This window comes from Pseudomonas sp. GM41(2012), assembly GCF_000282315.2.
GTDB lineage: Bacteria > Pseudomonadota > Gammaproteobacteria > Pseudomonadales > Pseudomonadaceae > Aquipseudomonas.
Genome location: NZ_AKJN02000010.1, coordinates 87,332 through 99,383 on the forward strand (window position 1 = coordinate 87,332; position 12,052 = coordinate 99,383).

At 61.3% G+C, this 12,052-nt stretch carries 8 protein-coding genes; 6 read left to right on the top strand and 2 right to left on the bottom strand.

The window, feature by feature from the left end:
• Window positions 1-7: 7 nt before the first annotated feature.
• Window positions 8-2,038, top strand: a complete 2,031-nt coding sequence (locus PMI27_RS02915; protein ID WP_008148998.1) for a methyl-accepting chemotaxis protein — start codon at window positions 8-10, stop codon at window positions 2,036-2,038.
• 265 nt (window positions 2,039-2,303) lie between these two features.
• Entirely contained in the window at window positions 2,304-2,693 is a 390-nt protein-coding gene (locus PMI27_RS02910) for a hypothetical protein (protein WP_008148995.1), read from the top strand.
• On the opposite strand, the gene PMI27_RS02905 is transcribed toward PMI27_RS02910, so the two are convergent.
• Together PMI27_RS02905 and cra are read right to left on the bottom strand one after the other, a co-directional pair.
• Window positions 2,694-3,470, bottom strand: coding sequence for a TatD family hydrolase (locus PMI27_RS02905; protein WP_008148993.1), 777 nt, complete (start codon window positions 3,468-3,470; stop codon window positions 2,694-2,696). It abuts the gene before it with no gap.
• A gap of 3 nt (window positions 3,471-3,473) precedes the next feature.
• Entirely contained in the window at window positions 3,474-4,469 is a 996-nt protein-coding gene (cra, locus tag PMI27_RS02900; protein ID WP_008148991.1) for a catabolite repressor/activator, read from the bottom strand.
• A 288-nt stretch (window positions 4,470-4,757) separates the two neighbouring features.
• Between cra and ptsP the strand changes: the two genes are divergently transcribed.
• The 4 genes from ptsP to PMI27_RS02880 all read left to right on the top strand — a co-directional run bounded on the left by ptsP (window position 4,758) and on the right by PMI27_RS02880 (window position 12,038).
• Window positions 4,758-7,619 carry a phosphoenolpyruvate--protein phosphotransferase gene (gene ptsP, locus PMI27_RS02895; RefSeq protein ID WP_008148989.1) on the top strand — a complete coding sequence of 954 codons (2,862 nt, stop codon included), beginning with the start codon at window positions 4,758-4,760 and terminating at the stop codon, window positions 7,617-7,619.
• Entirely contained in the window at window positions 7,619-8,560 is a 942-nt protein-coding gene (pfkB, locus tag PMI27_RS02890) for a 1-phosphofructokinase (protein WP_008148987.1), read from the top strand. Before ptsP ends, pfkB begins: the two co-directional genes overlap by 1 nt.
• Window positions 8,561-8,571: 11 nt before the next feature.
• Entirely contained in the window at window positions 8,572-10,311 is a 1,740-nt protein-coding gene (locus tag PMI27_RS02885; RefSeq protein WP_008148985.1) for a PTS fructose-like transporter subunit IIB, read from the top strand.
• A 185-nt stretch (window positions 10,312-10,496) separates the two neighbouring features.
• Window positions 10,497-12,038 carry an alkaline phosphatase D family protein gene (locus tag PMI27_RS02880; protein WP_008148983.1) on the top strand — a complete coding sequence of 514 codons (1,542 nt, stop codon included), beginning with the start codon at window positions 10,497-10,499 and terminating at the stop codon, window positions 12,036-12,038.
• Window positions 12,039-12,052: the final 14 nt, after the last annotated feature.

The window sequence follows — 12,052 nt, forward strand, 5'->3', positions numbered from 1 at the left end:
ACTTCCAGTGAAGAGCTTGCTCTATCCCGCCGTCGCGCTGATGAACCGCCTGAGCTTTGGCATGAAGTTCAGCCTGATCAGCGTGCTTTTCCTTGTGCCGATGTTGGTGACCAACTTCTATCTGGTGCGCGATTCTTATCGAGAATTCCAGGGCACCCGGATCGAGCTGCAGAGCCTTGACCTACTGGGCAGCAGCCTGACGTTACGGCGCGATCTGGAAACCCTGAACAACCTGGTGCAGATCAACGTCACCCTCGGTCAGTCCGGCAAGGCCGGCAATGTCGAGTCGCAGATCAGTACCCTGGGGCAAAATGTGCTGACCCGTATGCAAGGGCTGACGGCGATGACCGCAGACCCCGAGCAAATCATGGTTTTCGATGGCAAGCGCGATGAAATGATCGCCGCGTTCAAGGCCCAGCAAGCGGAAAACTCCCTGCAAAGCAAAAGCGCGATGATCGGCAAGTTGCTCGGCAACGCACAAATTTTCAGCCAGATCATCGCCAGTCAGGCCGGCCTCAGCCGCGACACCCAGAGTGACATGCGCCAGCTGAGCGAACTCATTACCAATGTCACCCCGCCCGTGACCCAGCTTCTGGGAGAAGGCCGGGCGATGGGCTCTTTTTCGCTGGGGCAGGGCTTTCTCAACTCGGCATCGAGTACCCGTTTTGATGAGTTGCTGGCGCAGATCGAAAAACTGCAGGCCGAATATGCCCTGAAGTTGCAGGACGCGCTGGGCTCCAGCAAAGCGGCACGGGAAACCCTGGCGGCTCAGGCCGATATCAGCAAGGCATCGTTGAAAAAGGCCAGTGAACTGTTCGAAGAGCAGGTAGTGATGGCCGACACGCTGGATGCGCCGTGGCAGGGCTTTTACGATCAGGTCACGGGCCTGATGGACCAGACCTACCAACTCAATGAAGCCACCCTGAAGTTTCTCGGCACCCAGTTGCAACAGCGACTGGAGCAGAACCGCACCCACATGGTCTTGCAGGCCGTGGCGTTGTCGGTGGTGTTTGTTCTGATTTTTTACCTTTACGGCGGCTTCTACGCCTCGACCCGCACCACCCTCAAGCGTCTCGGCGCGGTGATGGACAAGGTCGCGGCCGGCGACATGACGGTGACCTTCAGCGCCAACAGCCGCGATGAACTGGGCGAGTTGGGCGAGGTGTTCAACGGCACCGTGAAGAAAATCCACGACCTGATCGAGCGGGTCGGCCAGACCGTCAGTGAGGTCGAGCGCCAGGCCGGGCAGGTGGAGAGCGTTTCCGCCCAGAGCAACCAGGCGGTGGCGGGGCAGCGCACGCAGATCGAGCAGGTCGCCACGGCCATGAACCAGATGTCCGCCACGTCCCTTGAGGTTGCACGCAGTGCCGCGGCAGCGGTCAGCAGCGCTCATAGCGTCAACGATGAGACCATCAGCGGTCGCGGGCTGGTGGAGTCCCAGCAGGGCAGCATCGCTGCACTGGCCAGTGAGATCGACCAGTCGGTGCTGGTGATCAATCAACTGGCCAGCGATAGCCAGTCCATCAGCCGTGTGCTGGAGGTGATCAAGAGCATCGCTGAACAGACCAACCTCTTGGCGCTCAACGCGGCCATCGAAGCCGCTCGGGCCGGTGAGCAGGGTCGTGGGTTTGCGGTGGTGGCGGACGAGGTCCGGACCCTGGCCAAGCGCACCCAGCAATCGACCGAGGAAATCGAACAGATGATCGCCAAGCTACACAGCGGTGTCGGCGCTGCGGTGAAGGCGATGGGGACCAGTCATCAGATGGCCAACGGCACGGTGGGGCAGTCGGAAAAGGTTCAGCAAGCGCTGGAAAACATCCTCGGTGCGGTCGGCATGATCGTCGATCAGAACCAGCAAATCGCCGCCGCGGTAGAGCAGCAGACCGCCGTGGCCCACGATATCGACCAGAACATTGTCGAAATCAACCGCGCCGGTGAGCGTACCGCCGAAGGTGCACACCAGACCGAGGATGCCAGTCGCGCATTGTCGGCTCAGGTGGTGGAACTCAAGCAGCTGATCAGCGCGTTCCGGGTCTGAAAAACACCGCAGATCAACTGTAGGAGCTGAGCTTGCTCCGGGCGGCGTTCCGACGATGGCGGTCTAACATTCGACACCTTTGTTGGATGACAGGCCGTCATCGTCGGAACGCCGCCCGGAGCAAGCTCAGCTCCTACAATGTGAACAGTCTGTAGTATTTGTTCCCTTTGTTTGTGGCGTTTTTCCTGTTTTCCTCCATCGTCTGGTTTTTGGTCTTTAATGAAGGAAGATCAATCACTTGGACCTGCCCTGAGGAGGCTCGGTTATGTCTGCTGTAACGATTGGAATCCAGGGGCATTGCGCTCATTGTGCGAGCACACTCCTGCTCAAGCCCTGGCAACTCAACGCCATTGCAATCAACGAAGCGTTCGCGTGTTCCCACTGCCAGAAAGCGTTGCAACTAAACGATCCGAAACAGATCAAGCGCTTCAAGTCCCTCGACTCACTGGCCTTGCTGCGGGCGAGCACGATGGTCATGGTTTGCACCGCGTTGCTGGTGGCGTTGGTGTTGGAGTGGATCGGGATGTTCAGCGTCGTGGAGCAGCTGAATTTTTCGCTGTTGGCGATTTTCGTCTACTTCGCCGTCATGCGGTTTGCCCGGCACCGACAACACATGACGCTGACGCTGGAAGCCGCCAAGGCCCACGCCGACTGATTACCAGTTGAACAGCTCACAAGCGTTGGCCGTGCTGGCGGCGGCCAATTGCTCGGGGCTGATCGCCATGATCCCGGCCAGTGCCGAGCAGATGGCCGGCAGATGCGCCGGGCTGTTGCGTTGGCCGGGGAACATGGCGGGCGCCATGTCCGGGGAATCGGTTTCCAGTACCACCGATTCAAGCGGCAATTCGGCCAGCACACGATGCATGCGTAACGCCTGAGGCCAGGTCGCGGCTCCGCCCAGGCCCAGTTTGAAACCGAGCTTGATGTATTCGCGGGCTTCTTCTTTGCTACCGGCGAAGGCATGAATGATCCCCGCGCGTTTCAAGCGAAACCGTTTAAGCGTGGCAATCACCGCCGCATGGCTGCGTCGGACATGAATCAGCGCCGGAAGATTGAAGTCCGCCGCCAGTTGCAGCTGCGCATCGAACAGTGCCTGTTGGCGTTCACGGTCCAGGGTTTCGATAAAGTAATCCAGACCGATCTCGCCCACCGCGCACAACTGCCGATGACCCGCCAACCGGGTCAGCCAATCACCCAGTTCGTGTAAATCTTCAAGGCGATGATCATCCAGATACACCGGGTGCAAACCGAACGCCGCATACAGGTCGGGATCGCTTTGCACCAGATCCCAGACCCGCTGCCAATTGCCCTGATAAACCCCCAGCACCACCATCCGCCGCACCCCGAGGGCGCGGCTTTCGGCCAACAACGCCGTGCGATCCTCGTCGAAGTCCGGAAAATCCAGATGAGTGTGGCTGTCGATCAGCTCCACGGTTCAGTCCTGGCGAATACGCTGCTTGAAGGTCCGCGCGATGGCCTGCACGCCGGGTCGGTAATCCGATTGCTCGATGGCGGCCAGGGCCAGTTCCAGCGCTTTGTCGGCGATGAGCTGATGCTGTTGGGCCATGGCGTTGACCGGCAGCGGCAGGAAATCCAGCAGCTGCGTGTCGCCGAAGGTGCCGAGGCGCAGCGGGCGGGTTTTGAGCGGGAAGTCGTGCAAGGCATCGAATACGCCCTGAAGCAGCACGTAGGACGTGGTCACCAGCGCATCCGGCAAATGGCCCAGACGCTGTAGCAGTTCTTCCATCAACTGTTTGCCGCACTCACGGCTGAACGACTCGCCGTGCTCGATCAGCACCTCGCCTTTGAACCCGTTCAACGCTTCTTTGAAACCGCCCGCCCGCTCCTGGCTGATGCTCAATTCAGGGCGTGCGCCGATCAGTGCAATCTGTTTGGGCAGCGGGTCCAGTAGACTGCGGGTCAGTTGCAGGCTGGCCTCGCGGTCATCACTGATCACCGAACAGAAATGCTCAGGCTCCATGACCCGGTCGATCGCGATGATCGGAATGCCCTTGGCCTGCAATTGGCGGTAGCTGTCATCGCCGGCCGGCAGGCAACTGGCAACGATCAATGCATCGCAGCGCCGGGCCCGGAACAGTTTCAGCAATTGCCGTTCGCTGTCCGGCGCATCATCGGAACTGGCGATCAGCAGCTGATAGCCGCGAGCGCGGGCACCTTGTTCCAGCAGTTTGGCGATGCGCGCGTAACTGGGGTTTTCCAGGTCCGGCAGAATGAAACCCAAGGTGCGGGTGTGCCGACTGCGCAGCCCGGCAGCTTGGGGATTGGGCGTAAAGCCATGTTGTTCGACGACCGCGCGCACGCGCTCGACGGTGGCACTGCTGATACGTTGTTGTTCTGCCTTGCCATTGATGACGTAGCTGGCGGTGGTAACGGACACACCGGCCAACTGGGCGATATCACTGAGTTTCAACCCGGGTTTTCCTTGTTTTTTCGAGCTTGCCTCGACATTTTCGCCAATCCTACCCGATTAAGGCAGACGACCATCGTCGCGACGCATCCGACAATTGGACTTCAAGGATGAGACATTATCGAGTAACGTGCCAATCATTCTAGATTAAACGTTTCAGCAAGCGTATTTTCTACGTTCTGGGCTCCTTTGCCGGTTCTGCCGCGAAACCGCCAAAAGTGATGACTAAGGGCCTAAGCTGAATCATTCAAAACAATACCTGGCGTCACAAGACGCCAAAAAGGAGAAAGCATGCTCGAGCTCACCATAGAGCAGATATCCATGGGCCAATCGGCTGTGGATAAATCCGCAGCGTTGCACTTGCTGGCGCAGCATCTGGTCACCGATGGCCTGGTGGCCGAGGGTTATCTCGCCGGGTTGCAGGCGCGCGAAGCCCAGGGCTCGACCTTTCTCGGTCAAGGTATTGCCATCCCCCACGGTACCCCGGAAACCCGCGATCTGGTGTTTTCCACCGGCGTGCGGCTGATGCAGTTTCCTGAAGGCGTGGACTGGGGCGACGGTCAGATCGTCTACCTGGCGATCGGTATTGCGGCCAAGTCCGACGAACACCTGCGCCTGTTGCAACTGCTGACCCGTGCCCTCGGCGAAACCGACCTGGGCCAGGCACTGCGCCGCGCCAGTTCCGCCGAAGCCTTGTTGAAACTGCTGCAAGGCGCGCCGCAAGAACTGGCGCTGGATGCACAAATGATTGGCCTCGGTGTGTCCGCCGATGACTTCGAAGAGCTGGTCTGGCGCGGTGCGCGTTTGCTGCGTCAGGCCGATTGTGTGAGCAACGGTTTCTCGGCGGTGTTGCAGCAGGTCGATGCGCTGCCACTGGGCGATGGCTTGTGGTGGTTGCACAGCGAGCAAACGGTCAAGCGTCCGGGCCTGGCCTTCGTCACGCCGGACAAACCCATGCGTTACCTCGGCCAGCCGCTCAGCGGTCTGTTCTGCCTGGCCAGCCTCGGTGAAGCCCATCAGGCCTTGCTCGAACGCCTTTGTGCGTTGCTGATCGAAGGTCGCGGCCACGAATTGGGTCGCGCCACCAGCAGCCGTAAAGTTCTCGAGGTCCTTGGCGGTGAGCTGCCGGCCGATTGGCCCAGCGCTCGTATCGCGCTGGCCAACGCCCACGGCTTGCACGCGCGTCCGGCGAAGATCCTCGCGCAACTGGCGAAAAGTTTTGAAGGTGAAATCCGCGTACGCATCGTCGATGGCCAGGACAGCGCGGTGTCGGTGAAGAGCTTGAGCAAACTGCTCAGCCTCGGCGCCCGTCGTGGTCAGGTGCTGGAATTTGTCGCCGAACCGAGCATCGCCGCCGATGCCTTGCCTGCCTTGCTGGCCGCCATCGAAGAAGGCCTCGGTGAAGAAGTCGAGCCGCTGCCAGCCGTGAGCCAGCAGCGCGAAGTGATCGCCGATGTGGCCGAAGTGGTCCTCGCGCCAGCGTCCGGCAGTCTGGTTCAGGCCATCGCCGCCGCACCGGGTATCGCCATCGGCCCGGCGCACATTCAAGTGCTGCAAACCATCGATTACCCGCTGCGCGGCGAGTCTGCCGCGATTGAGCGCGAGCGTCTCCAACAGGCGCTGGCGGACGTGCGTCGCGACATCGAAGGCCTGATTGAACGCAGCAAGTCCAAGGCCATTCGCGAGATTTTCATCACCCACCAGGAAATGCTCGACGACCCGGAATTGACCGATGAAGTCGACACCCGTCTCAAGCAGGGCGAAAGCGCCGAAGCCGCGTGGATGGCGGTGATTGAAGCGGCGGCCAAACAACAGGAATCGCTGCAGGACGCCTTGCTCGCCGAGCGCGCTGCCGACTTGCGTGATATCGGCCGTCGCGTGCTGGCGCAACTGAGTGGCGTCGAAACCCCGAGCGAGCCGGAGCAACCGTACATTCTGGTGATGGATGAAGTCGGTCCGTCCGATGTCGCCCGTCTTGATCCGGCCCGTGTCGCCGGCATCCTTACCGCCCGCGGTGGCGCCACCGCTCACAGTGCGATTGTCGCCCGAGCCCTCGGTATTCCGGCGCTGGTCGGCGCCGGTCCGGCCGTGTTGCTGCTGGCGCCGGGTACGCCGTTGCTGATTGATGGCCAACGCGGTCGCCTGCACGTGGATGCCGACGCGGCGACCTTGCAGCGCGCCACCGAAGAGCGCGATACCCGCGAGCAGCGTCTGAAAGCAGCCGCCGAACAACGCCATCAACCGGCACTGACCACTGACGGTCATGCAGTCGAAGTATTCGCCAACATCGGCGAAAGCGCGGGCGTGACCAGCGCGGTGGAGCAGGGCGCCGAAGGCATTGGCCTGCTGCGCACCGAACTGATTTTCATGGCCCACTCGCAAGCGCCGGACGAGGCAACCCAGGAAGTCGAATACCGTCGCGTCCTCGATGGTCTGGCCGGTCGGCCGCTGGTGGTGCGCACCCTCGACGTTGGCGGTGACAAACCGCTGCCATATTGGCCGATCGCCAAAGAAGAAAACCCGTTCCTCGGCGTGCGCGGTATTCGCCTGACCCTGCAACGTCCACACATCATGGAAGCGCAATTGCGCGCGTTGCTCCGAGCGGCGGACAACCGTCCGTTGCGGATCATGTTCCCCATGGTCGGCAGCGTCGATGAATGGCGCCAGGCCCGGGACATGACCGAACGTCTGCGTCTGGAAATTCCGGTTGCCGACCTGCAACTGGGGATCATGATTGAAGTGCCGTCGGCTGCATTGCTGGCGCCGGTACTGGCCAAAGAGGTCGACTTCTTCAGCGTCGGCACCAATGACCTGACCCAATACACCCTGGCCATCGACCGTGGTCATCCAACCTTGTCGGCCCAGGCGGATGGTTTACACCCGGCGGTGCTGCAACTGATCGACATCACCGTGCGCGCGGCGCATGCCCACGGCAAGTGGGTCGGCGTGTGCGGCGAGTTGGCGGCCGATCCGCTGGCGGTGCCGGTGCTGGTCGGTCTGGGTGTGGACGAGCTCAGCGTGTCGGGTCGCAGCATTGCCGAGGTCAAGGCGCGTATTCGCGAACTCAGCCTGGCGCAGACCCAAATCCTTGCCCAACAGGCCCTGGCCGTGGGCAGCGCCAATGAAGTGCGCGCACTAGTGGAGGCCCTGTAATGGCCAAGATCCTGACCCTGACCCTCAATCCGGCGCTGGACCTCACGGTCCAGTTGCCGCTGCTTACCCCCGGCCAAGTCAACCGTAGCGACGAGATGCACACGCATGCCGCCGGTAAAGGCGTGAACGTGGCACAAGTGCTGGCGGACCTTGGGCATCAGCTCACGGTCAGCGGTTTCCTCGGGGAGGACAATCTTCAAGCGTTCGAAACCCTGTTCGCCAAACGCGGGTTTGTCGACGCGTTCATCCGTGTTCCGGGGGAGACTCGCAGCAATATCAAACTGGCGGAAAGCGATGGGCGCATCACCGACATCAACGGTCCCGGCCCCTTGGTGAGTGAAGCCGCGCAACAGGCGTTGCTTAATCGACTTGATCAAATAGCGCCCGGTCATGACGCGGTCGTCGTTGCCGGCAGCCTGCCTCAAGGCATCAGTGCGCAGTGGTTGCAGGCGTTGATTGTGCGCTTGAAAAATCTCGGTTTGAACGTGGCGCTGGACACGAGTGGCGAAGCCTTGCGGGCGGCGCTCAAGGCTGGCCCGTGGCTGATCAAGCCCAATACCGAAGAGCTGGCCGACGCGCTGGGCTGTGAGGTGGTTTCGGTGGCTGCGCAAGCGCAAGCCGCGAGCCGCTTGCATGCTCAAGGCATCGAGCACGTGGTGATCTCCGACGGCGCCGATGGCGTGAACTGGTTCAGTGTCGGCTCGGCGATGCATGCCACGCCGCCCAAGGTCAGTGTCGTCAGCACCGTGGGCGCAGGCGATTCGTTACTGGCCGGCATGCTCCACGGTTTGCTCAGCGCCGACACGCCTGAACAGACCTTGCGCACCGCCACGGCGATTGCCGCGATGGCGGTCACCCAGATCGATTTCGGTATTGGCGACGCCACGCAGTTGGCGCGGCTCGAACAGGGTGTGCGCGTGCGCCCCCTGACAGAACAATAAGAGGGTTTGTCATGAAGTTAGCCATTGTTACGGCCTGCCCGAACGGCATGGTCACCAGTGTGCTGTGCGCCCGTTTGCTCGACGCGGCGGCCCAGCGTCAGGGCTGGAGCACCAGTGTCGAAGTCAACGATGCCGCGCACCCTGAACGCCAATTGTCGGCGACCACGATCGAGGCGGCCGAGTGGGTGTTGCTGGTGACCAGCACGCCTGTGGATATGTCGCGATTCGTCGGCAAGCGGGTGTTCCAGAGTACCCCGGCGCAAGCCCTGCAAGATGTTGAAGCGGTGCTGCGTCGCGGTGCTGAAGAGGCTCAGGTTTACGTCGCCCCCGAAGCCGTGGCCGAGCCTGCCGCCCTCGTGAAAAACGCTCCGCGTCTGGTCGCGATTACCGCGTGCCCGACCGGCGTCGCTCACACCTTCATGGCCGCTGAAGCCTTGCAGCAAGCGGCCAAGCGTCTGGGCTACGACCTGCAAGTGGAAACCCAGGGCTCGGTCGGTGCGCGCAATCCGTTGAGTACAACGGCGATCGCCGATGCGGACGTGGTGTTGCTGGCCTGCGATATCGAAGTCGCCACCGATCGTTTCGCCGGCAAGAAGATATACCGTTGCGGCACCGGCATCGCCCTCAAACAAGCCGAAGCGACGCTGAACAAAGCGTTGGCCGAGGGCACGCAGGAAACCGCTTCGAGCGGTGCCAAAGGCCCGGCCAAGCAAGAGAAAACCGGCGTCTACAAACACCTGCTGACCGGCGTGTCGTTCATGCTGCCGATGGTGGTGGCGGGCGGTCTGATGATCGCCTTGTCGTTCGTGTTCGGCATCACTGCGTTCAAGGAACCGGGCACGCTCGCGGCGGCCTTGATGCAGATCGGTGGCGAGACCGCGTTCAAGCTGATGGTGCCGCTGTTGGCGGGTTACATCGCCTACTCGATCGCCGACCGTCCGGGCCTGGCGCCGGGGATGATTGGTGGTCTGCTGGCAAGCACCTTGGGCGCCGGTTTTATCGGCGGGATCATTGCCGGTTTCATCGCCGGGTACGCGGCGCAGGCGATCAACCGTTATGCGCGCTTGCCGCAAAGTCTTGAGGCGCTGAAACCGATCCTGATCATCCCGTTGCTGGCGAGTCTGTTCACCGGTCTGGTGATGATCTACGTGGTCGGCAAACCGGTGGCCGGGATGCTCGAAGCCCTCACGCACTTCCTCGACAGCATGGGCACCACCAACGCGATTCTGCTCGGTGTATTGCTGGGCGGAATGATGTGCGTCGACCTTGGCGGTCCGATCAACAAAGCCGCGTATGCGTTCTCGGTGGGGCTGCTGGCGTCGCAAAGTTATGCACCGATGGCCGCGACCATGGCGGCCGGCATGGTGCCGCCGATTGGCCTGGGCATCGCCACGTTTATTGCGCGCCGCAAGTTTGCTCAGACCGAACGCGAAGCCGGTAAAGCGGCGTTGGTGTTGGGGCTGTGCTTCATCTCCGAAGGCGCGATTCCGTTTGCCGCGAAAGACCCGCTGCGGGTAATCCCGGCGAGCATCGCCGGTGGTGCACTGACCGGTGCGTTGTCGATGTATTTCGGCTGCAAACTGATGGCGCCGCACGGCGGGTTGTTTGTGCTGGCGATCCCGAATGCGATCAACCATGCATTGCTGTATTTGCTGGCGATTGTGGCCGGGAGTTTGCTGACGGCGGTGGTTTATGCGGTGGTCAAGCGACCGGAAGTCGTTGAGCTGGCAATAGAGCCAGTCAGCGCCTGACACCTCTCCTTGTAGGAGCCGAGCTTGCTCGCGATGGCGGTGTATCAGCCACCATTTTCGGTGAATGGTAAACCGCCTTCGCGAGCAAGCCCGCTCCCACAAGGGATTTGCGGTGTTGGCAGATTTTTGTGTCATACCGGCTTCATGCGCACGTGTTTTAGTTTTCCTTTTTCAGGGAGAGCACCATGAGCGAATTCGACCTCGGCCGCCGTCGTGTCATTCAAGCCGTGGGTGTCGGGCTGTTGTTGCCTGGCCTGGCACCGGCGGTGATTGCCTCGGTCAAGGATCGGCCGCAACTCACCGATGGCGTGCAGTCCGGCGACGTGCTGGGCGATCGGGCGATGATCTGGAGCCGATGTGATCGTCCGGCGCGCATGGTGGTGGAATGGGACACCCGCAGCCTGTTCAGCAACCCCCGTCGTTTTGTCTCGCCATTGGCCGTGTCCGATACCGACTTCACTGCCCGGGTCGAACTCACTGGCCTGCCCGCCGACCAGGCGATTTTCTACCGCGTGCACTTCGAAGACGCCCAGAGCGGCGTCGCCAGCGAACCCTGGTTCGGCCACCTGCGCAGCGTGCCGCAAACCCGTCGCGACATCCGTTTCGTCTGGAGCGGCGACACCGCCGGTCAGGGCTTCGGGATCAATCCGGACATCGGCGGCATGCGCATCTACGAAGCCATGCGTTTGCGCCTGCCAGACTTCTTTATCCACAGCGGCGACACCATCTACGCCGACGGTCTCATACCTGCGCAGCTCACCACAGAGAGCGGCCGCGTGTGGCGCAACATCACCACTGAAACCAAGAGCAAAGTCGCCGAAACCCTCGACGACTATCGCGGCAATTACCGCTACAACCTGATGGACGAAAACATCCGCCGCTTCAACGCCGAGGTTCCGCAGATCTGGCAGTGGGACGACCATGAAGTGGTCAACAACTGGTCGTCGGGCAAGCAGTTGGATGATCGCTATAAGAGCAAAGATATCCACAGCCTGGTCGGTCGCGCGCGTCAGGCCTGGCTCGAATACGCACCGATGCGGTTGCAGAGCGCCGATGGCGGCGGGCGGATATATCGCAAGCTCGGTTATGGGCCATTGCTCGATGTGTTCGTGCTCGACATGCGCAGTTATCGCGGGGCCAATGACGGCAACCTCGGCGACGTAAAACCCTTCCTCGGTCGTGAGCAACTGGACTGGTTAAAACGTGAGTTGAAGGCTTCCAATGCCCAGTGGAAAGTCATCGCCGCCGACATGCCCATCGGCCTCGGCGTACCCGACGGTGAAGTCAGCCCCGGCGTGATGCGTTGGGAAGCGGTGGCTAACGGCGACCCGGGACCGGCTCAGGGACGTGAACTGGAAATCGCCGAACTGCTGGGTTTCTTGCGGGCGCAGCAGGTGCGCAATTTTGTCTGGCTGACGGCGGATGTGCATTACTGCGCCGCGCACCATTACCACCCGGACCGTGCGGCATTTCAGGATTTCGAACCGTTCTGGGAGTTTGTCGCCGGGCCTTTGAATGCGGGGAGTTTCGGGCCTGACTCGCTGGATAAGACCTTTGGTCCCGAGGTGGTGTTCGAGAAAGCACCACCGGCACAGAACACCTCGCCGTTTGCCGGGTTTCAGTTTTTTGGTGAGGTGAATATTGATGGGCAGACGGGGGAGATGAGTGTGGTGTTGCGGGATCTGGATGGGGTTGGGGTGTTTGAGCAACGATTGCAACCAGTCTGACAGATCCACCCCTC

Excerpts from the sequence above, each read along its gene's own strand:
- PMI27_RS02910 (WP_008148995.1), top strand. The coding sequence starts at position 2,304 with ATGTCTGCTGTAACGATTGGAATCCAGGGGCATTGCGCTCATTGTGCG.
- ptsP (WP_008148989.1), top strand. The coding sequence starts at position 4,758 with ATGCTCGAGCTCACCATAGAGCAGATATCCATGGGCCAATCGGCTGTG.
- pfkB (WP_008148987.1), top strand. The coding sequence starts at position 7,619 with ATGGCCAAGATCCTGACCCTGACCCTCAATCCGGCGCTGGACCTCACG.
- PMI27_RS02885 (WP_008148985.1), top strand. The coding sequence starts at position 8,572 with ATGAAGTTAGCCATTGTTACGGCCTGCCCGAACGGCATGGTCACCAGT.
- PMI27_RS02880 (WP_008148983.1), top strand. The coding sequence starts at position 10,497 with ATGAGCGAATTCGACCTCGGCCGCCGTCGTGTCATTCAAGCCGTGGGT.